Here is a 25,063-nt window from a genome sequence, read left to right on the forward strand (position 1 = left end):
TTCTGTGATTGGGTACTTCAGGCTTTCGCGAAGCATAAATGTAACAGGATATGATCATACGATAAAGTCAATCAGGTCCTGTTCTTGCTTGCAGAGACGACGCCATTCGACGATCGGCATTCGCACCACCACGCCAATGCTGCCGTCTTCTTCGTTCCACTCTTTTTCAATCGCCTGAAGCTGGTAAAAACGGCTGCGAAGACGGCCTGCCCGTGGCGGTAAGCGCAATTCGTAATGCGCGATCTCCCCCGATAAGCGCTCCGTCAACGCCTGATACAGCAACGGAATACCCTCTCCGCTGGCGGCGGACAGCCACACCCGGATCGGCAGGTTTTCGTCGTTGCGGTCGATACGCGGCACAAAATCGTCCAGCATATCTATTTTGTTCATCACTAACAGTGTAGGAATTTCATCCGAGTCTATCTCCGCCAGCACGGTGTTCACCGCTTCGATGTTCTCATCGACGCGCGGATCTGCGGCATCGATGACGTGCAGCAGCAGAGATGCCTGGCGCGTTTCCTGCAGCGTCGCCTTGAAGGCGGCCACCAGATCGTGCGGCAGGTGCCGGATGAAGCCTACGGTATCCGCCAACACGGTATCCCCCACGTCCGGCACGTCAATGCGCCGCAACGTAGGATCCAGGGTGGCAAATAGCTGGTCCGCCGCATACACCTCGGCAGACGTTATTCGGTTAAACAGGGTGGATTTGCCGGCGTTGGTGTAGCCCACCAGCGATACGGTCGGCACATCGGCACGGGTCCGCGCGCGTCGGCCTTGTTCACGCTGCTTTTCTACCCGCTCCAGGCGGCGCAGAATCAAGCTGATGCGATCGCGCAACAGGCGACGGTCGGTCTCAAGCTGGGTTTCCCCCGGCCCGCGAAGGCCAATCCCCCCTTTTTGCCGCTCCAGGTGCGTCCAGCCGCGTACCAGACGCGTGGCGATGTGACGCAACTGCGCCAGCTCCACCTGCAGCTTACCTTCATGGGTGCGGGCACGCTGGGCGAAGATGTCTAAAATCAACCCGGTGCGATCGATCACCCGGCATTCGCACAGGCGCTCGAGGTTTCTTTCCTGCGCCGGGGAAAGGGAATGATCAAACAGGACAACAGACGCGCCGCTGGCTTTCACCGCATCTGCAATTTCTTCGGCCTTTCCTTCGCCGACAAAGTACTTCGGATGCGGGGCTTTGCGGCTACCAGTCACCACTTGCAAAGCTTCGACACCGGCTGAGGAGACCAGCGATTCGAACTCGTTGAGGTCTTCCGTATCTTTGTCTTGCGAGAAATAGATATGAACCAGTACGGCCTGCTCACCGGCTTCATAACGGTCAAACAAGCGTGCAACCTCTCAAACGGACACTCACCGTGAGTTTGGGGGACATAAACAGCCCGCGGCTGCTTATGCTCCCCGTCATGGTTGACTTGCAACGCGCTTTATTCAGCGTCATCGCTTTCCTGCTGCGGCTGTTGCTGCGCAGACGGATTGTTGCCATGGTGATAGTTGCTTGAACCGCCGCTCGGGTTGTTGCTGTGATGCGAAACCGGACGTGACGGGACAACGGTAGAGATAGCGTGCTTGTACACCATCTGGCTAACCGTGTTCTTCAACAGGATGACAAACTGGTCAAAAGACTCAATCTGGCCTTGCAGCTTAATACCATTCACCAAATAAATAGAAACCGGAACACGTTCACGACGCAATGCGTTCAGGAACGGATCTTGCAAAGATTGCCCCTTAGCCATTCTATCTTTTCCTTATTTGCTTGTTGTTTGTAACTAAGAACCTGTCGGCTCTAAAATAAACGACGTAAAAAATTTGCGCGCTGAATACTCAGCAATTGTACACAATCACCCAACCTATGCACTAACAACCTGTGTCACCGAGTCCAAAGCCTCTCCCGGCTTTTCACTGTCCAACCAATGGACCGACTCCCAACCCCGTAACCAGGTCATTTGGCGTTTAGCCAACTGACGTGTTGCGCAAATACCACGATAAACCATCTCATCGTAACTAATTTCACCAGACAAGTATGACCACATCTGGCGGTAACCGACACAGCGAATGGAGGGCAAGTCCGTATGCAAATCACCCCGTGCGAAAAGTGCACGCGCTTCCGTCTCAAAACCCGCCGCCAACATTTGATGGTACCGCAGCTCGATGCGTTGATGGATCAACTCACGGCTGGTCGGCGCTATCGCAAATTGGTGAACTTGATACGGCAACGATTCACCCGAAATTTTAGTCAGTTCCGTTAAAGTTTTACCCGAAATAAAAAAAACTTCCAGTGCTCTGGACAGTCTCTGCGGATCATTCGGATGAATTCTCAATGCCGCGACCGGATCGATCGCCTGTAACTGACGGTGCAACGTCTCCCAGCCCTGCTCCGCCGCTTGCCGTTCGATGCGCTCGCGCACCGCGGGATCGGCGGACGGCAACGGCGATAATCCTTCCAGCAACGCCTTGAAATACAACATGGTGCCGCCCACCAACAGCGGAATGCAGCCGGCGGCGGTGATGTCGGCCATCTCTTTCAGCGCATCGGCGCGGAACTCCGCGGCCGAGTAAGCTTCGGCGGGATCGCGAATATCGATCAGCCGATGCGGCGCCTGCGCCAATTCTTCGGCGCTCGGCTTGGCGGTGCCGATATCCATGCCGCGGTAAATCAGCGCGGAATCGACGCTGATCAGTTCCACCGGCAGGCGTTCGCGCAGCGCGATCGCCAGCGCGGTCTTGCCCGAGGCGGTCGGCCCCATGATGAAAATAGCCGGGGGACGTGGTGTCATTTCAGTGTCAGTCATGCTTGAGGGCCGCCAGTGCGGCCTGTAAATCAACGGGTTGTAAAAGTCCGCTCGGTGGCGATTTGACCAGCTGCGGGCAAAGTCGTTCAACGTCGGTCAGCAATTGTATCGCTTGCGAGGTGTTCCACTGTTCATGTTCGCTGCCAAGACGGCGAGCGAGCCAGGTGGCCAGCACCGCGGGCGACATCTCCTGATGTTCGGCCAGATAGCCTAACAGTTCGGGTATCAGTTTTTGTAAATTTTGTTGGCGTAATGGTAAAGGCACTGCGCGCAGCGTCACACGGCCGTGATCCGCCTGCAGATCCAGCCCCATCATCGTCAGCAGCGCCTGATGCCGCGCGATGGCCGCCGCTTCGCTCTTTTCCAACGTCAGCTTGACTGGGATCAGCAGCGGCTGCGGCCGCAGCCCTTCCGTCGGCGGGTTGAGCTGCGCCTGACGCAGCCAGCGCTCGGCCACCGTAAGATTGAGCAACGCCGGCTGCTGGCGCTGTTCAATCAACGCATAACACGGCGGATGGATCATCAACACCCGGCCAAAACTGTGCTGGCCGCCCGCCAACGGCGTTTCCGCTGCGGCTTTCGCCGGCGGGAACAGCGGCGGCTTGATCGAGACTTCCGGCGCGGCCTCGGCCGGCGGCTCGGCGGCGGGCTGCATCAGTTTACCGTACAGCTCGCCTTCGCGTTTCTGATAACCGCCCGCCGCTTGCCAGCTCGGCTGCGGCGGCCGCTCGCGGGCGGTGCCGGCCGGTGGCGGCGTTTCACGGCGCGGCGCAGGCTGAGAAAAATGGTTGCCGCCGGCGGCGACGCGGTTTTCCTGCTGCCAGACCGGCGCGGGCGCTTCGTCCGGCGTTTCCGCCAGCGGCAGCGACGGAGTCTGACCGGCCTGTTGCAGCACGGTGGTCACCGCCTGGTAGATAAAATCGTGCACCAGCCGCGCCTGATGGAAACGCACCTCGTGCTTGGCGGGATGCACGTTGACGTCCACCTGGTGCGGATCGACCTCCAGATACAGCACGTAAGCGGGCTGCTGATCGTCCTTCAACTGATCCTGATAGGCCTGACGAATGGCGTGATTGATCAAACGATCGCGCATCATGCGGCAATTGACGTAACAATACTGCATTTCACCCAGCTGGCGCGCCCCGGCCGGATCCGCCACCCAACCGCGGATGCTCAGATCGCCGTGCTGCCAGTCGATGTTCAGCGCATGCTGCAAAAACGCCGGGCCGCAGATGCTGCCCAAACGGCGCTCGTGCTGGCTTTCTTCCTTCGCCGCCCGGTATTGGCGGATCAGTTTGCCGTTGTGGCTGAGGTTGATCGCCACATCGAAGCGCGCCAGCGCGATGCGCCGCACCACTTCATCGATATGGCCGAATTCGGTTTTCTCGGTGCGCATGAACTTGCGGCGCGCCGGGGTGTTGTAAAACAGATCCAGCACTTCCAGCGTGCTGCCGACCGGGTGCGCAGCGGGTTTGACCGTCACCGCCTGCTCGCGCCCTTCGGCATAGGCTTGCCACGCTTCGCTCTGGTCGGCGGTGCGCGACGTCAGAGTCAAACGGGACACCGAACTGATGCTGGCCAGCGCTTCGCCGCGAAAGCCGAGGCTGACGATCGCCTCCAGGTCGTCGAGCGTGCTGATTTTACTGGTGGCGTGCCGCGCCAGCGCCAGCGCCAGATCGTCCTTGCCGATGCCGCAACCGTTGTCGCGAATGCGGATCAGCTTGGCGCCGCCGCGTTCGATATCGATATCGATGCGCGTCGCCCCGGCGTCCAGGCTGTTTTCCACCAGCTCTTTGACGACCGACGCGGGGCGCTCAACCACCTCTCCGGCGGCGATCTGGTTGGCGAGCTGTGGCGGTAACACCTGGATAGGCATGCTGACTCCTGTAGCGGTGGCGCTAGGCCTGCGGAATGGTCAGCGTCCGATCCAGCGGCGCGACGTCCGACTTCAGATTATTGACCCGTTTCAGATCGCCGACGCTGACCCCGTAGCGGGAAGCGATGGAGGACAGCGTATCTCCGCGGGCCACTTTATGTTTAGACGGCCTTTTCGCCGGCGTTTTCGCTTTGGCGACGGCGGTGACGGCGGCGGTTTTCCCCGCCGGCACCTTCAGGCGTTGCCCGACCCACACGCCATCTTTCTTCAGTTTGTTCAGATCCCGCAGCGCCGCCATGGTGGTGCCGTAGCTGTCGGCGATGCCGGACAGCGTCTCCGCCCGTTTCACCACGTGGATCTGGGTCTTGCCGTTAACGCTGCGGCTCGCGCCGGCCGGGCTGACGATAGGCTCCGGCTGACGCACGTCTGGTGTTGAGGTGTTAACCGCCGCTGCGACGTCCAGCGGTCGGTTTTCCACCTTTGGGTCGGCTTGCAGCGGATGCGCCAGGAAGTAGCTGCGCAGGCCGTTATGAATGGCCTTGGCAATCTTCTCCTGATACGCGCTACTGCCCAGCAGCCGCTCCTCCGTGCTATTACTGATAAATCCGGTTTCCACCAGCAGCGATGGAATATCCGGCGAACGCAGCACGCCCAGGCTGGCGTGTTCCGGCCGGCGTTTATGCAACGATCCGACGCTCTGCAGCTGCTGCAGCACTTTCACCGCCACGTCGTACCCGACGCGCTGCGAGTGACCGAACTGCAGATCCAGCACCGCCTGGCTCAGATAAGGGTCGGCCTGGCTATTGGCCAGCAAATCGCCGGCGCCGCCGAGCAGCTCAGACTGCTTCTCATGCTGTTCGAGCCAACCGGCCATTTCGCTGTTGGCGCGGCGGTTGGACAGCACCCAGACGGAAGCGCCGCTGGCGCTGCGGTTTGGCGCGGCGTCCGCATGGATGGAGACCAGCACGTTGGCGCCCTGTTTACGCGCAACGTCGGAACGCCCCATCACCGAGATGAAATAATCACCGTTACGCGTCAGCACCGGTTTGAACTGCGGGTCGGCGTCCAGCATCGCCTGCAGGCGACGCGCGATGGCGATGGTGACATTCTTTTCTTTCAACCCGCTCGGGCCGATGGCCCCCGGATCCTGGCCGCCGTGGCCGGCGTCGATCGCCACCACCACCCGATCGCCGGAACCGGCGGAAACGCGGCTGCTGCGCGGCGTGACCTCAGTGGCGGTGCCTGCGACCACGGTCTGTTTTTGGGTAAAGGGATTCGATCCCGTCGGCGCTTTGCGCAGCGGCGGCTCCGGCGCTTCACGCACCGCGACCGGCGCCTGACGCGGCGGTTGACTGACGGCGACCGGCGGAGGCGTTTGCACCGGCGCTTTACGCGCCACGATATTGGCGCCGCCTTCGGCCGAAATGGTGAACACCACGGTATGCACGCCGCCGTTCTGGCGAGTGGAAACGCGGGTTTTGGCGCGCTGGGTCAGATCAAACACCAGGCGCACGCTCTGAGCGTCTTTCGGCGCGCTGGAACGAATGCTTTTCACCAGGTTTTGCCCGCTGAAATTGAGCGGAAGACCGCCGACCTTGCCCTTCTGATTAACGTCCAGCACCACCCGTTCCGGGCCGTGCAGCGGGAAAAACGCATAGTCCGGCGGACCATTGAAGCTCACCGACACCGTCGCTTCGCGTTGGGCGTTCGACACTTTGATATCGGACAGCGAGGACGCCGCCAGCGCGTTCAACGCGCCGAGCGGCCCCAGCACGGCGATCAGCATGATGACCGCAAATTTTTTCAACACCTGCGTCATTGCAGCATCATCCCTGTGATCCATGAATGCGGTCTAACAACTGGCTGCCGTATGCGGAAATCGCCTCAATCTTCGCCTCTCGCCCCTCACCCTGATAACTGAGGTACAGCGCCAGGTCCGGCTCCGGCAGCACGCCGGTGCCCTGCTGCGGCCATTCGACCAGGCAGATGGCGTCTTGCGCGAAGTAATCGCGAATGCCCATGAATTCAAGCTCTTCCGGATCGGCCAAGCGATACAGATCGAAGTGATACACCGCCAACGGCTGCAAGGCATAGGGCTCTACCAGCGTGTAGGTCGGGCTTTTGACGTTGCCCTGATGCCCCAACGCCTGCAGGAAGCCACGGCTGAAGGTGGTTTTACCGGCGCCCAGGTCGCCGTAGAGATAGATGACGCTGGCGCGATCGCAGGCCTTGGCCAAAGTGGTGCCCAAAGCGACAGTCGCTGCCTCGTCCGGCAGAGGTAAAACGAGTTCTTTCATTCGATAAAGTCTATTTTGCCCACTCAGGATTAACGAAATGAAGGATGTCCGGCAGTAAATCGGTCGCCAACATGCCTCTTGTTCCTTGTCTTTCCGCTACGCGATCGCCGGCCGCGCCATGCACGACGCAGCCCGCACAGGCGGCATCATACAGCGGGAGCTTTTGCGCCAGCAAACCGCCGATGATGCCCGACAGCACATCGCCCATGCCGCCGGAGGCCATGCCGGCGTTGCCGACGTCGGCGATCGCCATCTGCCCCTGCTCATCGGCGATCAGCGTACCGGCGCCTTTCAGCACCGCCACGCCGCCGTAGCGCGCCGTCAGCTTGCGCACGGCAAGTAAGCGATCACTCTCGATGTCAGCAGTGCTGCAGCTCAACAGCCGCGCCGCCTCTCCAGGATGCGGAGTCATCACGCGATTCTGCCGTTTCTCGGGATTTAATGCCAGCAAGTTCAGCGCATCGGCGTCCCACAAGGCTGGTTTATCGCTGGTTTGCAGCACGCTCAAGGCGTTTTTGCCCCACTCAGCCTGGCCCAGCCCCGGGCCAATCACCAGCACATCCGCCCATTGCATCGCCTGCCGCAGCGTCGCCTCGTCCAGCGCCTGCGCCATCAGCTCCGGCCTGGCCGTCAGCAGCGGCGTAACATGATCAATGTGAGTAAGCACTCGCACCAATCCAGCCCCGCTGCGCAGCGCCGCCTCCGCCGCCATGCGAATGGCGCCACCGAAACCGCTATCGCCGCCCACCAACAGCAGGCGGCCATGCTCGCCCTTATGAGCGCAAGGACGGCGCGGATGCAGCCAGCGCGGCAACACCTCGGCGGTAAGCCGCTGAATCTGCTCCGGTTGCTTCGCCAACCAACCCGATAAGCCTAGCGCATTCTGATGAAGTTGCCCGACCCAGTCACGCGCCTGGCCGGTCAGCAACCCCGGTTTGAGGCCGATGAACGTGACGGTGTGGGCGGCACGCACCACCGCGCCTGGCGCCGCGCCGCTTTCCGCCAGCAGGCCGGACGGAATATCGAGCGCCACCACCGGCGCCGAATGGCGGTTGGCGGCCTCGATCAGCGCGTCGTAAGGCGCACGCGGCGCGCTGCCCAGACCAGTGCCCAGCAGGCCGTCGATGATGAGCGAAACAGACGCCGGCCAGCGGCTGTTCGCCGGCAGAATGTCGCCGCCTGCTGCTTGCCAGGCCTCGCGAGCCGCTGCGGCTTCCGGTGGCAAAGGACGTGCGCCTTCGCAGGCGATCAGCGTCACCTGCACGCCCGCCGCCTTCGCCAGACGCGCCACCACATAGCCGTCGCCACCGTTGTTGCCGTGGCCACACAGCACCAGCCAGTGGTCGCGGGAAGGGTACGCGTTGCGCGCCAGCACGTAGGCCGCCTGACCGGCGCGCTGCATCAAATCGTAAAGAGAAATACCGAGCGAGGCCGCCGCCGCGGGTTCCGAGCGACGGATCCAATCCGCAGGCCAGACAGAGTGTGGTAAACTGTCAGCGTATGCTTTTTCACTGTGGCCCGTCATGACGCACCCCCTCGATCTTCATCAACTCGCCCAACATATCAAGCAATGGGGGCAATCGCTAGGATTCCAGCAGGTTGGCATCTGCGATACCGATCTGAGCCTTGAAGAGCCGAAGCTGCAGTCCTGGCTCGACAAGCAGTACCACGGCGAGATGGAATGGATGGCGCGCCACGGCATGTTGCGCGCACGCCCTCACGAACTGTTGCCGGGCACGCTGCGAGTGATCAGCGTACGCATGAACTACCTGCCGGCCAAGGCGGCGTTCGCCAGCACCTTGCAAGATTCGCAGTTGGGCTACGTCAGCCGCTACGCGCTGGGGCGTGACTATCACAAGCTGTTGCGCCAGCGCCTGAAAAAACTGGGCGATCAGATCCAGGAATACTGCGGCGAGTTGAATTTCCGCCCCTTTGTCGATTCTGCGCCGGTGATGGAGCGCGCGCTGGCCGCCAAGGCGGGCATCGGATGGGTTGGTAAACACTCACTAATTCTCAACCGCGAAGCCGGATCGTGGTTTTTCCTCGGCGAATTGCTGATCGATCTGCCGCTGCCGGTGGATCAGCCGCAGGAAGAACAGTGCGGCCGCTGCGTCGCCTGCATCACCACTTGCCCGACCGGCGCCATCGTCGCCCCCTATACCGTCGACGCCCGGCGCTGCATCTCCTACCTGACCATCGAGCTGGAAGGCGCGATCCCGGAAGAATTCCGCCCGCTGCTCGGCAACCGCATCTACGGCTGCGATGACTGCCAGCTGATCTGCCCGTGGAATCGCTTTTCGCAGCTCACCGACGAAGACGATTTCAGCCCGCGCGCCGCGCTGCATGCGCCGCAGCTGATCGATCTGTTCAACTGGACAGAAGAAAAATTCCTGCGCATCACCGAAGGCTCGGCGATACGCCGCATCGGCCACCTTCGCTGGCTGCGCAATATCGCCGTGGCGCTGGGCAATGCGCCTTATGAGGACGGCGTCGTGCTCGCGCTGCGCACGCGTTTGGGCCAGGACAGCATGCTGGACGAACATATCCACTGGGCGCTGGCGCAACAGCTCGCCCGCCGCGAAGCGCAGGGCATCGAGGTGCAGACGGCACAGAAAAAACGGCTGATACGGGCTGTGGAAAAAGGTTTGCCGAGGGACGCCTGACGGCGTGCGCCGCGCGGGCTTATCGCCGGAAGACTCACTCTGTGGATTTGTGCATAAAAATAAAAACACGTTGTCTTTCAACTGCAACAAAAAGAGCAAGTGATCGGCATAACGTTTTGGGATAAATAAATAAGCATATAAATCAAATAGATAAATATTTAATTTGTATGACGTTGATTTTTCAGGCAGGCGAGTTTATGTGCAGAGGCTGTGGATAACTCTGTTCACAACATTTTTAGCAGGCGTGTAAAACGGGACAAAAATCCGCGCCGGATAAGGCGTTGGACTTGAGTTTGAAACGAAGAGAAAATTGGAGCGGGAAACGAGACTCGAACTCGCGACCCCGACCTTGGCAAGGTCGTGCTCTACCAACTGAGCTATTCCCGCATAGAGATGCTTTTGGCATCCGGTCACCAAACACTGGCGTGACCTTTGAATTTTTGGAGCGGGAAACGAGGCTCGAACTCGCGACCTCAACCTTGGCAAGGTTGCGCTCTACCAACTGAGCTATTCCCGCGTCGCATAGGTACTGCTTGATACTGCTTTATTTATTCATCATGCCGCATCGCGACATTGTTGAATTTGGAGCGGGAAACGAGACTCGAACTCGCGACCCCGACCTTGGCAAGGTCGTGCTCTACCAACTGAGCTATTCCCGCCCGGCGTATCGATGGTGGAACGTTACGAAATTCTTCATCGGTACGGGGTGCGCATTATACGAGAAATCCTTTTTGCCGCAAGCCCCTGAAAGCAAAAAAACACGATTTTTGTTTGATTGCCGATTAAAGCGCCAGATTGGCGAATTAAGCGGCTAAAAACGACGTTTTTTCCCCGCAGGGGCCGCCATCGCCTTAAAGCTGAATGAAATGTTCGCGGTAATAAGCCAGTTCGGCCACCGATTCGCGGATGTCATCCAGCGCCTGATGGGTGCCCTGCTTCTTAAAGCCGCCGAGAATTTCCGGCTTCCAACGGCGCGCCAGTTCCTTCAGCGTGCTGACGTCCAGATAGCGGTAATGGAAGTAGGCCTCCAGCTCGGGCATATAGCGGAACAGGAAACGGCGATCCTGGCCCACGCTGTTGCCGCAAATCGGCGATTTGCCGGCCGGCACCCATTGCTGCAGGAAGGCGATGGTTTCCAGCTCGGCGGCGCGATCGTCCTGGCGGCTGGCTTTCACCCGCTCCACCAGCCCGCTGCCGGTATGGGTGCGCACGTTCCACTCGTCCATCAAGGCCAGCTGCTCGTCGGATTGGTGCACGGCGATCACCGGCCCTTCCGCCAGGATGTTCAGATTGGCGTCGGTGACCAGCGTGGCGATCTCGATAATGCGGTCGCGCTCGGGATCCAGCCCGGTCATCTCCAAATCGATCCAAATCAGGTTATTTTCGTTTCCTGTCATGATGTTTCCTGCCTAAAAGCCGAGAGAAAAACGCTGTGCGGACGAGACGACGGGCGCCGCCGGTGGCAACGCGCCGCAGCCGGCGGCTAACAACGGTTATTTAATATAAAATAGCGTGTATCATAGTCTTTTTGGTCGCCTTGGGCGACATATACCCTGACGGGTTCAAGGCTGCGCCCGGGGCTAGTCCCTCGCCGCAGCTGTGCGTATACGTAAAGGTATAAAACCGATTCAAGTGAGGCGCAGTGAGTAAGAACAAACTGTCCAAAGGTCAGCAACGCCGCGTGCAGGCGAACCATCAGCGCCGTCTGAAGCGCGCCGATAACAAACCGGAACCGGATGATTCCCAGCTGGGCGAGCCGCAGGAAGGCATCGTCATCAGCCGTTTCGGCATGCACGCCGACGTTGAGGCGCCGGATGGCACTCAGCACCGCTGCAACATCCGCCGCACGCTGCGTTCGCTGGTCACCGGCGATCGCGTGGTGTGGCGCCCCGGCCTGGGCGCCCATGAAGGGGTGAAGGGCATTGTGGAAGCGGTGCACGAGCGCACCTCGGTGCTGACGCGCCCGGACTTCTACGACGGCGTGAAGCCGATCGCCGCCAATATCAATCAGATCGTCATCGTGTCGGCGATCCTGCCCGAGCTGTCGCTGAACATCATCGACCGCTATCTGGTGGCCTGCGAAACGCTCGAAGTCGAGCCGCTGATCGTGCTCAACAAAATTGACCTGCTGGACGCCGAAGCGCGCAAGCTGGTCGACGGCATGATGGATATCTATCGCAAGATTGGCTACCGGGTGCTGGAAGTCTCCAGCCAGACGCGGGAAGGCATGGCGGAATTCGAACAGGCGCTGGCCGGGCGCATCAGCATCTTCGCCGGCCAGTCGGGGGTAGGCAAATCCAGCCTGCTGAACGCGCTGTTGCCGCCGTCTGAAGAGCAAATTCTGGTAAATCAGGTTTCCGACGTATCGGGCCTCGGGCAACATACCACCACCGCCGCGCGGCTGTACCACTTCCAGCATGGCGGCGACGTGATCGACTCCCCCGGAGTGCGCGAGTTTGGCCTGTGGCACCTGGAGCCGGAACAAATTACCCGCGGCTTTGTCGAATTCCGTGATTATTTAGGTGGTTGCAAATTCCGCGACTGCCGCCACGATACCGATCCCGGCTGCGCCATCCGCGCGGCGATGGAGAAAGGCGACATCGCGGAAGAGCGTTTCGACAATTACCACCGCATTCTGGAAAGCATGGCGCAGGTGAAGGTTCGCAAGAACTTCACGGACGCCGCAGACTGACACTGACGGGCGGGCATTGACGGCGGCGGCGCCCTCGTTACAATGCGCGCCCTTTACCCTGATTCACGAGGTTAACGTGCTGGATAGCATCAAGATTAAACTGCAATATTGGCTGCCGAAGCTGGCGCTGACCCGCCTGGCGGGCTGGGGCGCCGACAAACGGGCCGGCTGGCTGACCCAACTGGTGGTCAAAACCTTCGCCCGCTACTACCGCGTGGACATGCAGGAAGCGCAAAACCCGGACCTGGCGTCTTACGCCACCTTCAACGATTTCTTCGTGCGCCCGCTGCGCGATGGCGCGCGCCCGATCATCGCCGACGCCAACTGGCTGGCGCTGCCCGCCGATGGCGCCATCAGCCAGCTCGGCCCGATCCGCGAGGACCAAATCTTCCAGGCCAAAGGCCACCACTACAGCCTGGAAGCGCTGCTGGCCGGCAACTACCTGTTGGCCGAGCCGTTCCGCAACGGCCTGTTCGCCACCACCTACCTGGCGCCGCGCGACTATCACCGCGTACACATGCCGTGCGCCGGCGTACTGCGCGAAATGATCTATGTGCCGGGCGATCTGTTCTCGGTCAACCCGCTCACCGCCGCCAACGTGCCTAACCTGTTCGCACGCAACGAGCGCGTGATCTGCGTCTTCGACACAGACATCGGGCCGATGGTGCAAATCCTGGTCGGCGCCACCATCGTCGGCAGTATCGAAACCGTCTGGGCCGGCACCGTCACGCCGCCGCGCGAAGGCATCATCAAACGCTGGACCTACCCGGCCGCCGGCGAAGAAGGCGCCATCGCGCTGGAAAAAGGCGCCGAGATGGGCCGTTTCAAACTCGGCTCCACGGTGATCAACCTGTTTACCGCAGGCAGCGTGCAGTTCGCGCCGCAGCTGCATAACGGCACCGTCACCCGCATGGGTGAAGCCTTCGCCGAAATCCCGGCCGCCGCTGAAACACCACAGACCCCGCTCTAAAGGAATCGACGCCGTGCGCCTGATCATCACGCTTTTGCTCGGTTGCCTGCTGTGGCAACCGGCGCTGGCCGCCCCCGTGCCGACCGAGACCCAGCTCAAACAGGAGCTGAAGCAGGCGGAAAGCAGCAAAAACGCGCCGAATCAGGCGGAAACCACCGAGGCGCTGCAAAGCGCCCTCAACTGGCTGACGGAGCGCAAAGAGTCGCAGACTCGCTCCGAGCAGTATCAGAGAGTGATCGACGATTTCCCGAAGATGACGCAGGAACTGCGCCGTCAGTTGGTGCTGGAAAGCAACAAGATCCTGCCGAACGGCGACGATCTGCCGGCCGCCGAGCTGGAACAGCAGATCCTGCAAACCAGCAGCCTGCTGCTGGAACAGGCGCGCCTGCTGCAGCAAGAACAGGATCGCACGCGGGAAATCAGCGATTCGCTCGGCCAGTTGCCGCAGCAGCAGACCGACGCCCGCCGTGCGCTGACGGAAGTGCAGCGCCGCCTGCAGGCGCAGCCCGCCAACCCGACCACGCCGTACGCGCAGGCCGCCCTGGCCCTGCTGCAGACCGAAGCTGCGGCGCGCAAAGCCAAAGTGGACGAGCTGGAGCTAGCGCAGCTGTCGGCCAACAACCGGCAGGAGCTGGCGCGCATGCGCGCCGAGGTCTATAAAAAGCGCCACGAGAAAATAGACGTTCAGCTGCAGGCGCTGCGCAACAACCTCAACGCCCAGCGCCAACGCGAAGCGGAACTGGCGCTGGAAAAAACCGAGCAGTTGGCCGAGCAGAACGGCGATTTGCCAAGAAGCATCAGCCAACAGCTGCAGATCAACCGCGAACTGTCCGCCGCGCTGAACAGCCAGGCGCAGCGCATGGATCTGATTTCGTCGCAGCAGCGGCAGGCGGCGGCGCAGACGCTGCAGGTGCGCCAGGCGCTGAGCACCATCATCGAACAGGCCCAATGGCTCGGCTCGTCGTCGGCGCTGGGGGAAACCCTGCGCGCCCAGGTGGCGACGCTGCCGGAAATGCCCAAGCCGCAACAGCTGGACGGCGACATGGCCCAGCTGCGCGTGCAGCGCCTGCAGTTTGAAAACCAGCTGGAAAAACTGTCGCAGCGCGAATTCAAGCGCGACGACGGCAGCGCGCTGACCAACCAGGAGCAGCGCATCGTCGATGCCCAGCTGCGCACCCAGCGCGAGCTGCTCAACTCGTTGTTGTCCGGTTGCGACACCCAAATCCTTGAGCTGACCAAGCTGAAGGTGGCCAACACCCAGTTGATCGAAGCGTTGAACGAGATCCGCGACGCCACCCACCGCTATCTGTTCTGGGTGCCGGACGTCAATCCGATCAACTTCTCTTATCCGCTCAACGTGGCGCACGATCTGACCCGCGTCCTGTCGCTGGACACGCTGTCGCAGCTCGGCGGCGCCTTCATGATGATGGTGACCAGCCGCGAAACGCTGATCCCGATCTTCGGCGCCCTGCTGCTGGTGATTTTCAGCATCAGTTCGCGCAAGCACTATCACGCCTTCCTCGAGCGCGCCAGCAGCCGCGTCGGCAAGGTGACGCAGGACGAATTCTTCCTGACGGTGCGCACCGTGTTCTGGTCGATTCTGGTGGCGATGCCGCTGCCGGTGCTGTGGGCCGCGCTCGGTTACGGCCTGCAGAGCGCCTGGAACTACCCGGTGGCGGAAGCGATCGGCAAAGGGGTGACCGCCACGCTGCCGATCCTGTGGATCTGCATGATCTGCGCCGCCTTCGCCCACCCGCAGGGGCTGTTCATCGTGCACTTCCGCTGGCCGGCGAAGCAGGTTTCGCGCGCCATGCGCTACTACAAGATGTCGATCTGGCTGATCGTGCCGCTGATCATGGCACTGATCACCTTCGATAGCCTGAAAGAACGCGAGTTCGCCAACACCCTGGGGCGGCTGTGCTTTATCCTGCTGTGTCTGGCGCTGGCGCTGGTCACCCACAGCCTGAAACGCGCCGGCATTCCGCTGTATCTGGATAAAAACGGCTCCGGCGACAACATGCTCAACAGCGCCTTCTGGGGGCTGCTGCTGTCGGCGCCGCTGCTGGCGGCGCTGGCGTCGACCGTCGGTTACCTCACCACCGCGCAGGCGCTGTTGGCGCGCCTGGAAACCTCGGTGGCGATCTGGTTCCTGCTGCTGGTCATCTACCACATCATCCGCCGCTGGATGCTGATCCAACGGCGGCGCATCGCTTTCGATCGCGCCAAACAGCGCCGCGCCGACATCCTGGCCCAGCGCGCCCGCGGCGAAGACGAAACCTCGCACACCCCGAACAGCACCGAAGGCGCCATCGATCCGGACGATTCGGACTTCGATCTGGACACCATCAGCGCCCAGTCGCTGCGGCTGGTGCGATCGATCCTGACGCTGATCGCGCTGGTGTCGGTGATCGTGCTGTGGTCCGAGATCCACTCCGCGTTCGCCTTCCTGGAAAACATTTCGCTGTGGGACGTGACTTCGACGGTCAACGGCGTGGAGACCGCCCATCCGATCACCCTCGGCGCGGTGCTGATCGCCATTCTGGTGCTGATCATCACCATGCAGCTGGTGCGCAACCTGCCGGCGCTGCTGGAGCTGGCGGTGCTGCAGCACCTGGATCTGTCGCCGGGCACCGGCTACGCCATCACCACCATCACCAAGTACTTGCTGCTGCTGTTCGGCGCGGTGCTCAGCTTCGCCTGGATCGGCATCGAATGGTCAAAACTGCAGTGGGTGGTTACCGCGCTCAGTCTGGGCTTGGGCTTCGGCATGCAGGAGATCTTCTCCAACTTCATCTCCGGCCTGATCATCCTGTTCGAGAAACCGATCCGCATCGGCGACACCGTGACGATCCGCAACCTGACCGGCACCGTCACCAAGATCAACACCCGCGCCACCACCATTTCGGACTGGGATCGCAAAGAGATCATCGTGCCGAACAAAGCGTTCATCACCGAACAGTTCGTCAACTGGTCGCTGTCGGACACCCTGACCCGCGTGGTGCTGACCGTACCGGCGCCGGGCGAAGCCAACAGCGAAGAAGTGACCAAGATCCTGATGAACGCCGCCGAGCGCTGCTCGCTGGTGCTGGATAACCCGGCGCCGGAGGTTTACCTGGTCGATCTGCAGCAGGGCATCCAGATCTTCGAGATGCGTATTTACGCCGCCGAGATGGGCCACCGCATGCCGCTACGCCATGAGATCCACCAGCTGATCCTGGCGGGTTATCGCGAGCACGGCATCACGCTGCCGTACCCGCCGTTCCAGGTGCGCACCGAGACGCTGTCGCGGTTGACCAACAACGGCCGCACGCCTCCGTCTACGCCGGCGCCGAACACCAAGCGCGACGCCGGGGGGCTGTAAGCGTTTCTCGCAATAAAAAAAGGGCCGGCAAATGCCGACCCTTTTTGCTTTTCTCTCCGCCTGAAACGTCAGGCGATCCCGACCGGGAAGGCTAAGACTTCGCTCAGGCTCTCGGCGCCCAACGCCAGCATCACCAGACGATCCACGCCCAGCGCCACGCCGGAACATTCCGGCATGCCGTGCTGCAAAGCCGCCAACAGGCGGTAGTCGATCGGCTGCTGCGGCAGGCCGCGCTCCGCGCGTTTGCGGTTGTCCTGCTCGAAGCGCTGCTGTTGTTCACGGCCGTCGGTCAGCTCGCGGAAACCGTTCGCCAGCTCAATGCCCTTGAAATACACCTCGAAGCGCTCCGCCACGCGGTGGTCTTCGGTGCTGATCTCCGCCAACGCCGCCTGGCTGGCCGGGAAGTGGTAAACGAACGCCGGCTTTTCACGGCCGATATGCGGTTCCACGCCCACGGTGAACAGCAGCTGCAGCAGCGTATCGCGATCTTCTTCGGTATCGGCGATGTTGCTCAGATCGAGTTTGGCCGCCGCTTCACGCAGTTGCGCCTTCTCCGCCGACAGCGGATCGATGTCCAGATGGCGCAGGAACGCCTGCTGATAGGACAGGGTCTCCGCGCTCTCGCAGTCCAGCACCTGTTGCAGCAGATCGTCCACCTCATTCATCAGGCGGTACATGTCGTAGTGCGGACGGTACCACTCCAGCATGGTGAATTCCGGGTTATGATGCCGCCCGGCTTCTTCATTGCGGAAGCTGCGCCCCATTTGGTAGATCGGGCCGCTGCCCGCCGCCAGCAGGCGCTTCATGTGATATTCCGGGCTGGTCATCATGTATAGCGTCAGGCCCTCTGCCGCCCCCGGCCCGACGAAACGCGTCTCGAACGGGAACAGGTGAACGTCGGTGACCGTCGCCTGGCTCATGGTGGGCGTCTCAACTTCCAGCACGCCACGATCGGCGAAGAAACGCCGGATCTCAGCCAGAATCGCTGCGCGTTTCAACAAATTGGCGATGGGTGCACTAGGCTGCCAGCTTGCCGTTTCGCTCATGGTAATTAACTCCGAAATCAAACAGGGGATGCAGTCTACTCGCATCCTTGCAGCCAAACAAATTCTTCACGATGCGCAACCGGCCAGAACGCCAATTTCCGACAAATGGGCGGCAAAAGTGCGTTAAAAAGGGTAAAGCACGCCGAACACGCGAAAAGGCAGGTAAGCCTGTTGGACAAGCGTTAATCGACAAAACAATCGATCACATCAAATTTCGACTACTTAACTTTAGGTATAGTTAATTCCCCATTATTGGTGGGAGATATCTATCCTTAACCTTTAAGCAACATTAATCGGTTCAATTAGTTAGCACCCGAAGAGTTCGCTAAATTTTAAGCATAGATATTTAACTTGCCGTTCTTAACAAGAACATTGGAGGAATGCAGTGCAAACCTTTAACGCCGATCTTGCCATTATTGGGGCCGGGGGCGCTGGTTTACGTGCAGCAATAGCCGCAGCGGAAGCCAATCCCCAACTGAAAATCGCGCTGATCTCTAAGGTCTACCCGATGCGCAGCCACACGGTCGCCGCCGAGGGAGGCTCCGCCGCCGTCACTCAGGATCACGATACCTTCGACTACCACTTCCACGACACCGTCGCCGGCGGCGACTGGCTGTGCGAGCAGGATGTGGTCGATCACTTCGTGCATCAGTGCCCGCGCGAGATGACCCAGCTCGAGCAGTGGGGCTGCCCGTGGAGCCGCAAACCGGACGGCTCAGTCAACGTGCGGCGCTTCGGCGGCATGAAGATCGAACGCACCTGGTTCGCCGCCGACAAGACCGGCTTCCACATGCTGCACACCCTGTTCCAGACCTCGCTGAAATACCCGCAAATTCAACGCTTCGACGAGCACTTCGTGCTGGATATCCTGGTGGATGATGGCCAGGCGCGCGGCCTGGTGGCGCTCAACATGATGGAAGGCACCCGCGTGCAGATCCGCGCCAACGCGGTGGTGATGGCCACCGGCGGCGCCGGGCGCGTTTACCGCTACAATACCAACGGCGGCATTGTGACCGGGGATGGCATGGGCATGGCGTTCCACCACGGCGTACCGCTGCGCGACATGGAGTTCGTGCAGTATCACCCGACCGGCCTGCCCGGTTCCGGCATCCTGATGACCGAGGGCTGCCGCGGCGAAGGCGGCATCCTGGTGAACAAGGATGGCTACCGCTACCTGCAAGACTACGGCATGGGCCCGGAAACCCCACTGGGCGAACCGAAGAACAAATACATGGAGCTGGGCCCGCGCGACAAGGTGTCGCAGGCTTTCTGGCACGAATGGCGCGCCGGCCGCACCATCGCCACCCCGCGCGGCGACGTGGTCTACCTCGATCTGCGCCACCTGGGCGAGAAAAAGCTGCTGGAGCGGCTGCCGTTCATCTGCGAACTGGCCAAGGCCTACGTCGGCGTCGATCCGGTGAAAGATCCGATCCCGGTGCGCCCTACCGCGCACTACACCATGGGCGGCATTGAAACCGACCAGAACTGTGAAACCCGCATCAAGGGGCTGTTCGCGGTCGGCGAGTGCTCCTCCGTCGGCCTGCACGGCGCCAACCGCCTCGGCTCCAACTCGCTGGCGGAACTGGTGGTGTTCGGCCGCGTCGCCGGTGAGCACGCGGCGCGCCGCGCGCTGGAAACCGCGCCGGCCAACGGCAGCGCGCTGGATGCGCAAACCCGCGACGTCGAAACCCGCCTGAGCAACCTGATGAAGCAGGAAGGCAACGAAAACTGGGCGAAGATCCGCGACGAAATGGGGCTGTCGATGGAAGAAGGCTGCGGCATCTACCGCACGCCGGAGCTGATGCAAAAAACCATCGATAAGCTGGCCGAGCTGAAAGAGCGCTTCAAACGCGTCAAAATCACCGACAACTCCAGCGTGTTCAATACCGATCTGCTGTACACCATCGAGCTGGGCTACGGCCTGGACGTCGCCGAATGTATGGCGCACTCCGCGTTTAACCGCAAAGAGTCGCGCGGCGCCCATCAGCGCCTGGACGAAGGCTGCACCGAGCGTGACGACGTCAACTTCCTCAAGCATACGCTGGCGTTCCATAACCCGCAGGGCGCGCCGCGTCTCGAATACAGCGACGTGAAAATCACCAAGCTGCCGCCGGCCAAACGCGTCTACGGCGCAGAAGCCGAAGCGCAGGAGAAAAAGAATAAGGAGCAGGCAAATGGCTGAGATGCAAACCCTGAAGATCGACGTCATGCGCTATAACCCGGAAAGCGACGCCGAACCGCATTTCGTCACTTACGCCGTGCCTTACGACGAACAGACCTCGTTGCTCGATGCGCTGGGCTACATCAAGGATAACCTGGCGCCGGACCTCTCCTACCGCTGGTCTTGCCGCATGGCGATCTGCGGCTCCTGCGGCATGATGGTCAACCGCGTGCCGAAGCTGGCGTGCAAAACCTTCCTGCGCGACTACGTCGGCGGCATGAAGGTCGAAGCGCTGGGCAACTTCCCGATCGAGCGCGATCTGGTGGTCGACATGACCCACTTCATCGAAAGCCTGGAGGCGATCAAACCGTACATCATCGGCAACGATCGCAAACCGGAGGATGGCCCGAACGTGCAGACCCCGGCGCAAATGGCCAAGTACCACCAGTTCTCCGGCTGCATCAACTGCGGCCTGTGCTACGCGGCGTGCCCGCAGTTCGGCCTCAACCCCGAGTTTATCGGCCCGGCGGCGATCACGCTGGCGCACCGCTATAACCTGGACAACCGCGACCACGGCAAGAAACAGCGCATGCCGCAGCTCAACGGCCAAAACGGCGTCTGGAGCTGCACCTTCGTCGGCTATTGCTCCGAAGTCTGTCCGAAACACGTCGATCCCGCCGCAGCTATCCAGCAAGGCAAGGTGGAGAGCGCCAAAGACTTCATGATCGCCATGTTGAAGCCGCAATAAGGGAGAAAATTGCCATGACAACTCAACGTAAGCCCTATGTGCGCACCATGACGCCCACCTGGTGGCAAAAGCTCGGCTTCTACCGTTTCTACATGCTGCGTGAAGGCACCTCGGTGCTGGCGGTCTGGTTCAGCATCGTGCTGCTCTACGGCGTGTTCGCGCTGAAGGGCGGCGCCGAGAGCTGGGCCGGCTTCGTCGGCTTCTTGCAGAACCCGCTGGTGCTGTTAATCAACGTCGTCGCCCTGCTGGCGGCGGCGCTGCACACCAAAACCTGGTTCGATCTGGCGCCGAAGGCCGCCAATATCGTGGTCAACAGCGAGAAAATGGGACCGGGCCCCATCGTGAAAGGGCTATGGGCCGTCACGATCGTCGTCAGCGTGGTCATCCTGGCCGTGGCCCTGTTCTAATCCGGAGGAATCATGATAAATCAAGCACCTAAACGCTCCGACGAGCCGGTTTTCTGGGGATTGTTCGGCGCCGGCGGCATGTGGGGCGCGATTGTCGCGCCGGCCATCGTGCTGCTGGTCGGCATTCTGCTGCCGCTGGGGCTGTTCCCCGGTGAAGCGCTGGGTTACGAGCGCGTGCTGGCGTTCTGCCAGAGCCTGATCGGCCGCCTGTTCCTGCTGCTGATGATCATTCTGCCGCTGTGGTGCGGCCTGCACCGCATCCACCATGCGATGCACGATCTGAAGATCCACGTGCCGGCAGGCAAATGGGTGTTCTACGGTCTGGCGGCGATACTCAGCGTCGTCACCGTCATCGGCGTCATCACGCTGTAAACCGCTCGGGTGGCCAACGCCCGTTGGCCGCCCTTTTCTCATCGGCTACACTGTCTACTCGCCCCCGGTAAACAGGAGTCACCGATGCGTTTATGGTCAAAGCTTAGCGTCATGCTTTCCGCCCTGCTCTCCGTGGCCTGCAGCGTCTCCCCGCCTAAAGACATCAGGGTCGTGACCCCTTTCGACAGCCAGCGCTATCTCGGCACCTGGTATGAGATCGCTCGTCTGGATCATCGTTTTGAACGCGGTTTGCAGCAGGTGACCGCCCATTACGGCCCGCGCGCCGACGGCGGACTGAAAGTCATCAATCGCGGCTTCAATGCGCAAAAACAGCAATGGCAAGAAAGCGAAGGCAAAGCCTACTTTATCGGTTCACCGCAGGTCGCGGCGCTGAAAGTGTCGTTCTTCGGCCCCTTCTATGGCGGCTACAACGTGATAGCCCTGGATCCGGAATATCGCTACGCGCTGGTTTGCGGCCCTAACCGCGACTATCTGTGGATCCTGTCGCGCACGCCGACGCTTGACGCCAGCGTACGCAACCGTTTATTGCAGACAGCCAAGGGCTACGGTTTCGCCACCGATGCGCTGATCTGGGTGCAGCAGTCCGCCGATCAGTGACTGCTGAACTTCAGCCCGAGGATGCCGACCACGATCAGGCACAGGCTGATGATGCGCGCAATATTGGTCGATTCCCCCAACAGCACCATGCCCATGATGGCCGCGCCCACCGCGCCGATGCCGGTCCACACCGCGTAGGCGGTGCCGGCGGGCAGCGTTTTCATGGCGTTGGCCAACAGCAACATGCTGACCACCATTGCGGCGATGGTGATGATGCTCGGCGTCAGCCGGGTAAAACCGTGGGTGTATTTCAGACCGATAGCCCAAACCACTTCGAGCAAACCGGCGATAAGCAAAATAATCCAGGCCATGAGACGGCCTCCCTACCACTGGGGTCGTCCCCGATAAAATGACGCGTAAACGGGTCGTCCCGTTCAGCTGAGTGATGAATGGCGGGCAACCTCACCCGCACTGCGGCAGGATAGCAGCAGCGTTAACGCGCAGGCAAGGGATAGAAATGTGGCGGCTCTCCGCAGCCGGAACGCCGCCGGGTGGAATGCGGATTATTCCGCGCTGCGCTGAATAGCCTTGCCGCCGGCCTGAATGTCTTCACCCACACCGCGGGTGGTGTTGCAGGCGGTCAGCGAGCTCAAAATCATCAAAGAGAAGATCGCGATAATACTTTTCTTCAGCATAAGAAAGTCCTTATTTGTCGTTGATGAAAAAGTACGGCTTTCTAAGCGTAGTCAAAATTGGCGCAGAGAGTGGAATCGCCACCGGCTTTGTGGCGCGAATACATCGGGTTAAGGGCCGGGTCAGCTGGCCGTGCGCGAAATGGCGCCGCCGAGATGCTGAACGTCTTCGCCGAAACCGCGAAACGTATTGCAACTGCTGAGGGAGAAAAGGAACAACAGGGAGAGCACGGCCAACAACGTTTTCTTGAACATGCGGATTTTCTGCCAACGAACGGGGATGGGGTAAAACAGAGGAACCGCCAGGGTTCCTCTGTTTTGAAACTTATTTAACGCGAGAGACGTATTCGCCAGAGCGAGTGTCAACCTTGATCACTTCGCCGATCTGGACGAACAACGGCACTTTCACCACGGCGCCGGTGCTCAGGGTCGCCGGCTTGCCGCCAGTCCCTGCGGTATCGCCTTTCAGGCCAGGATCGGTATCGGTGATTTCCGCTTCGATGAAGTTCGGCGGCTGAACGGCGATTGGACGGCCATCCCACAGGGTGATGATGCACTCTGCGTTATCCTGCAGCCATTTGGCCGCGTCACCGACGGTTTTGCCGTCAACCTGATGCTGTTCGAAAGACTCAGGGTGCATGAAGTGGTAGAACTCACCGTCGCTGTACAGGTAGTTCATGTTGGTGTCCATCACGTCTGCGCCTTCGCAAGAATCGGTAGACTTGAAGGTTTTTTCCACGCGGGTGCCGGTCAGCAGACGACGCATTTTCACGCGTGCAAACGCCTGGCCTTTGCCCGGCTTAACGAACTCACTGGCTTCGACGGCGTAAGGTTCGCCCTCGAACATGATTTTAAGACCCGGACGGAAATCGTTGCTAGAATAAGTCGCCATGATGGCCCTCTGAATATTTGAACTGGTAGCTTAGCCAAAAAAATGGCACACATTATAACCCAAAGTACGGCACATAGAGAAGATTGGTTGCATCAACTCGCCGATGTTATTACCGATCCCGATGAATTACTGCAGCTTTTGTCACTGAATACGCACCCGGAACTGCCGCAGGGGCGAGATGCCCGCCGGCTGTTTGCCCTGCGCGTGCCGCGCGCCTTCGCTGCGCGCATGCGCCCCGGCGATGCCAACGACCCGCTGCTGCGCCAGGTGCTGACCGCCAGAGAAGAGTTCATCAACGCCCCAGGGTTCACCACCGATCCGCTCGATGAGCAGCGCAGCGTGGTGCCGGGCCTGCTGCACAAATACCGCAATCGCGCGCTGCTGCTGGTCAAAGGCGGCTGTGCGGTCAACTGCCGTTACTGCTTCCGCCGCCACTTCCCCTATCAGGATAATCAGGGCAACAAGAACAACTGGCGGCAGGCGCTGGATTATATCCGCCAACACCCGGAACTCGACGAGATCATTTTTTCCGGCGGCGACCCGCTGATGGCCAAAGACAGCGAGTTGGAGTGGCTGGTCGGCGAACTGGAGGCCATCCCGCACCTGAAACGCCTGCGTATTCACACCCGTCTGCCGGTGGTGATCCCGGCGCGCATTACGCCGGCGTTGTGCCGCCTGCTGTCAGCCTCGCGCCTGCAGGTGCTGATGGTCACGCACATCAACCACGCCAACGAAATCGACCGCGAGCTGCGGAGCGCCATGGCCCAGCTGCGCCTCGCCGGCGTCACGCTGCTCAACCAGAGCGTGTTGCTGCGCGACGTCAACGACGATGCCGACACGCTGGCGGCGCTCAGCAACGCGCTGTTCGACGCCGGCATCCTGCCCTACTATATCCACGTGCTGGACAAGGTGCAGGGCGCGGCGCACTTCATGGTCAGCGACGATGAAGCGCGCGTCATCATGCAGGCGCTGCTGAGCAAGGTGTCCGGTTATCTGGTGCCGCGCCTGACGCGTGAAGTGGGCGGCGAACCGAGCAAAACGCCGATCGACCTGCGCCTGATGCAGGAATGACGCGCGCCACATGGCCCGATGGAACGAAAAGAGGAATGCCGTGGCATTCCTCTTTTTTTATCTCTGTGCGGCGTTTGGCCTCAGCGCCTTACGGGCACTTGTAAACCTGGCCGACCATTTTGCTGTCCAGCGGCGCGAAGCTGGAGAGCAGGTTCTGGCTTGGGCTGTTGGCGCCGTAAATGACGTTGCCGCCCATCGCCGCCGCCTTGTTGCGCAGATCGTTGGCCGCACCGCGCATGGAGCTGCCCTCACCGCCGTTGCCGGACAGCCAGTTGCTCTGGGTGCCGGTCACTTCCCCCAGCAGCTGGCATTCCGCCGCCGGCTTGCTGTCGGTGAACTTGATCTGCTGACCCGCAGCGGTCAGTTCATGAGTGGTGCTGCAACCCGCCAGCAGCATCGCTGCCGAAAGACCCAGTAAGGCTTTAATCCGCATCTTGTTCCCCATTCGATGTTGAGAAT

At 60.8% G+C, this 25,063-nt stretch carries 24 protein-coding genes and 3 tRNA genes; 10 read left to right on the forward strand and 17 right to left on the reverse strand.

Features of this window, described 5'->3' with window-relative positions; all coding sequences use genetic code 11:
• Nucleotides 1-54: 54 nt before the first annotated feature.
• The 7 genes from hflX to nnr form a co-directional block, all read right to left on the reverse strand.
• Nucleotides 55-1,335, reverse strand: coding sequence for a ribosome rescue GTPase HflX (gene hflX, locus CRO23_RS22000; protein WP_004933675.1), 1,281 nt, complete (start codon nucleotides 1,333-1,335; stop codon nucleotides 55-57).
• A gap of 98 nt (nucleotides 1,336-1,433) precedes the next feature.
• The gene (gene hfq, locus CRO23_RS22005; RefSeq protein WP_004933678.1) at nucleotides 1,434-1,742 is read right to left on the reverse strand and encodes an RNA chaperone Hfq; all 309 of its coding nucleotides are present in this window, start codon (nucleotides 1,740-1,742) and stop codon (nucleotides 1,434-1,436) included.
• Between the two features lie 114 nt (nucleotides 1,743-1,856).
• Nucleotides 1,857-2,798, reverse strand: a complete 942-nt coding sequence (gene miaA, locus CRO23_RS22010) for a tRNA (adenosine(37)-N6)-dimethylallyltransferase MiaA (protein ID WP_097102926.1) — start codon at nucleotides 2,796-2,798, stop codon at nucleotides 1,857-1,859.
• On the reverse strand, nucleotides 2,791-4,674 hold the full coding sequence (gene mutL / locus CRO23_RS22015) for a DNA mismatch repair endonuclease MutL (RefSeq protein WP_060444772.1): 1,884 nt from the start codon (nucleotides 4,672-4,674) through the stop codon (nucleotides 2,791-2,793). Before mutL ends, miaA begins: the two co-directional genes overlap by 8 nt.
• Before the next feature lie 22 nt (nucleotides 4,675-4,696).
• Nucleotides 4,697-6,493 (reverse strand): N-acetylmuramoyl-L-alanine amidase AmiB, encoded by a 1,797-nt coding sequence (gene amiB, locus CRO23_RS22020; protein WP_016929364.1) that lies wholly within the window; start codon nucleotides 6,491-6,493, stop codon nucleotides 4,697-4,699.
• 7 nt (nucleotides 6,494-6,500) lie between these two features.
• Nucleotides 6,501-6,971 carry a tRNA (adenosine(37)-N6)-threonylcarbamoyltransferase complex ATPase subunit type 1 TsaE gene (tsaE, locus tag CRO23_RS22025; RefSeq protein ID WP_028127566.1) on the reverse strand — a complete coding sequence of 157 codons (471 nt, stop codon included), beginning with the start codon at nucleotides 6,969-6,971 and terminating at the stop codon, nucleotides 6,501-6,503.
• 10 nt (nucleotides 6,972-6,981) lie between these two features.
• Complete coding sequence (gene nnr / locus CRO23_RS22030; RefSeq protein ID WP_097102928.1) at nucleotides 6,982-8,496, reverse strand: bifunctional ADP-dependent NAD(P)H-hydrate dehydratase/NAD(P)H-hydrate epimerase; 1,515 nt, start codon at nucleotides 8,494-8,496, stop codon at nucleotides 6,982-6,984.
• Between nnr and queG the strand changes: the two genes are divergently transcribed.
• A complete protein-coding gene (gene queG / locus CRO23_RS22035; RefSeq protein ID WP_097102929.1) occupies nucleotides 8,495-9,634 on the forward strand; it encodes a tRNA epoxyqueuosine(34) reductase QueG in 1,140 nt (379 codons plus the stop codon). The genes nnr and queG overlap by 2 nt on opposite strands.
• Nucleotides 9,635-9,945: 311 nt before the next feature.
• Here queG and CRO23_RS22040 read toward each other — a convergent pair.
• The 4 genes from CRO23_RS22040 to orn all read right to left on the reverse strand — a co-directional run bounded on the left by CRO23_RS22040 (nucleotide 9,946) and on the right by orn (nucleotide 11,031).
• Nucleotides 9,946-10,021 (reverse strand) — tRNA-Gly (locus CRO23_RS22040).
• A 54-nt stretch (nucleotides 10,022-10,075) separates the two neighbouring features.
• Nucleotides 10,076-10,151 (reverse strand) — tRNA-Gly (locus CRO23_RS22045).
• A 66-nt stretch (nucleotides 10,152-10,217) separates the two neighbouring features.
• Nucleotides 10,218-10,293 (reverse strand) — tRNA-Gly (locus CRO23_RS22050).
• Between the two features lie 192 nt (nucleotides 10,294-10,485).
• Entirely contained in the window at nucleotides 10,486-11,031 is a 546-nt protein-coding gene (gene orn / locus CRO23_RS22055) for an oligoribonuclease (protein ID WP_004929689.1), read from the reverse strand.
• A 245-nt stretch (nucleotides 11,032-11,276) separates the two neighbouring features.
• Between orn and rsgA the strand changes: the two genes are divergently transcribed.
• From rsgA to mscM, 3 genes are all read left to right on the forward strand, one after another.
• Complete coding sequence (rsgA, locus tag CRO23_RS22060) at nucleotides 11,277-12,326, forward strand: small ribosomal subunit biogenesis GTPase RsgA (protein ID WP_016929368.1); 1,050 nt, start codon at nucleotides 11,277-11,279, stop codon at nucleotides 12,324-12,326.
• Nucleotides 12,327-12,402: 76 nt separating this feature from the next.
• The gene (asd, locus tag CRO23_RS22065) at nucleotides 12,403-13,296 is read left to right on the forward strand and encodes an archaetidylserine decarboxylase (RefSeq protein ID WP_047025075.1); all 894 of its coding nucleotides are present in this window, start codon (nucleotides 12,403-12,405) and stop codon (nucleotides 13,294-13,296) included.
• Between the two features lie 13 nt (nucleotides 13,297-13,309).
• Nucleotides 13,310-16,657 carry a miniconductance mechanosensitive channel MscM gene (gene mscM, locus CRO23_RS22070; protein ID WP_016929370.1) on the forward strand — a complete coding sequence of 1,116 codons (3,348 nt, stop codon included), beginning with the start codon at nucleotides 13,310-13,312 and terminating at the stop codon, nucleotides 16,655-16,657.
• 68 nt (nucleotides 16,658-16,725) lie between these two features.
• On the opposite strand, the gene epmA is transcribed toward mscM, so the two are convergent.
• Entirely contained in the window at nucleotides 16,726-17,703 is a 978-nt protein-coding gene (gene epmA, locus CRO23_RS22075; RefSeq protein WP_028127564.1) for an elongation factor P--(R)-beta-lysine ligase, read from the reverse strand.
• A 385-nt stretch (nucleotides 17,704-18,088) separates the two neighbouring features.
• Between epmA and frdA the strand changes: the two genes are divergently transcribed.
• The 5 genes from frdA (at nucleotide 18,089) to blc (ending at nucleotide 22,009) form a co-directional block, all read left to right on the forward strand.
• Nucleotides 18,089-19,885: a fumarate reductase (quinol) flavoprotein subunit gene (frdA, locus tag CRO23_RS22080; protein ID WP_028127563.1), complete on the forward strand. Its 1,797-nt coding sequence runs from the start codon at nucleotides 18,089-18,091 to the stop codon at nucleotides 19,883-19,885.
• On the forward strand, nucleotides 19,878-20,612 hold the full coding sequence (locus tag CRO23_RS22085) for a succinate dehydrogenase/fumarate reductase iron-sulfur subunit (RefSeq protein WP_004929676.1): 735 nt from the start codon (nucleotides 19,878-19,880) through the stop codon (nucleotides 20,610-20,612). Before frdA ends, CRO23_RS22085 begins: the two co-directional genes overlap by 8 nt.
• A gap of 14 nt (nucleotides 20,613-20,626) precedes the next feature.
• Nucleotides 20,627-21,019 (forward strand): fumarate reductase subunit FrdC, encoded by a 393-nt coding sequence (gene frdC, locus CRO23_RS22090; protein WP_025305010.1) that lies wholly within the window; start codon nucleotides 20,627-20,629, stop codon nucleotides 21,017-21,019.
• 12 nt (nucleotides 21,020-21,031) lie between these two features.
• Nucleotides 21,032-21,391, forward strand: coding sequence for a fumarate reductase subunit FrdD (frdD, locus tag CRO23_RS22095; protein ID WP_016929374.1), 360 nt, complete (start codon nucleotides 21,032-21,034; stop codon nucleotides 21,389-21,391).
• Nucleotides 21,392-21,475: 84 nt separating this feature from the next.
• Nucleotides 21,476-22,009 carry an outer membrane lipoprotein Blc gene (blc, locus tag CRO23_RS22100; protein ID WP_097102931.1) on the forward strand — a complete coding sequence of 178 codons (534 nt, stop codon included), beginning with the start codon at nucleotides 21,476-21,478 and terminating at the stop codon, nucleotides 22,007-22,009.
• Here blc and sugE read toward each other — a convergent pair.
• The 4 genes from sugE to efp form a co-directional block, all read right to left on the reverse strand.
• Nucleotides 22,003-22,320, reverse strand: a complete 318-nt coding sequence (sugE, locus tag CRO23_RS22105; protein WP_004929669.1) for a quaternary ammonium compound efflux SMR transporter SugE — start codon at nucleotides 22,318-22,320, stop codon at nucleotides 22,003-22,005. The genes blc and sugE overlap by 7 nt on opposite strands.
• A gap of 192 nt (nucleotides 22,321-22,512) precedes the next feature.
• Nucleotides 22,513-22,644 carry an entericidin A/B family lipoprotein gene (locus CRO23_RS22110; RefSeq protein ID WP_004929668.1) on the reverse strand — a complete coding sequence of 44 codons (132 nt, stop codon included), beginning with the start codon at nucleotides 22,642-22,644 and terminating at the stop codon, nucleotides 22,513-22,515.
• A 120-nt stretch (nucleotides 22,645-22,764) separates the two neighbouring features.
• The gene (locus CRO23_RS22115; protein ID WP_004929667.1) at nucleotides 22,765-22,896 is read right to left on the reverse strand and encodes an entericidin A/B family lipoprotein; all 132 of its coding nucleotides are present in this window, start codon (nucleotides 22,894-22,896) and stop codon (nucleotides 22,765-22,767) included.
• A gap of 70 nt (nucleotides 22,897-22,966) precedes the next feature.
• Nucleotides 22,967-23,533, reverse strand: coding sequence for an elongation factor P (gene efp, locus CRO23_RS22120; protein WP_004929666.1), 567 nt, complete (start codon nucleotides 23,531-23,533; stop codon nucleotides 22,967-22,969).
• A gap of 42 nt (nucleotides 23,534-23,575) precedes the next feature.
• Between efp and epmB the strand changes: the two genes are divergently transcribed.
• Nucleotides 23,576-24,604, forward strand: coding sequence for an EF-P beta-lysylation protein EpmB (gene epmB, locus CRO23_RS22125; protein WP_028127561.1), 1,029 nt, complete (start codon nucleotides 23,576-23,578; stop codon nucleotides 24,602-24,604).
• Nucleotides 24,605-24,692: 88 nt separating this feature from the next.
• Here the strand turns inward: epmB and CRO23_RS22130 are convergent, their stop codons facing one another.
• Nucleotides 24,693-25,037 (reverse strand): DUF4156 domain-containing protein, encoded by a 345-nt coding sequence (locus CRO23_RS22130; RefSeq protein WP_025305007.1) that lies wholly within the window; start codon nucleotides 25,035-25,037, stop codon nucleotides 24,693-24,695.
• Nucleotides 25,038-25,063 lie beyond the last annotated feature (26 nt).

The sequence above is a fragment of the Serratia sp. JKS296 genome (assembly GCF_900215445.1).
GTDB classification, from domain to species: domain Bacteria; phylum Pseudomonadota; class Gammaproteobacteria; order Enterobacterales; family Enterobacteriaceae; genus Serratia; species Serratia marcescens.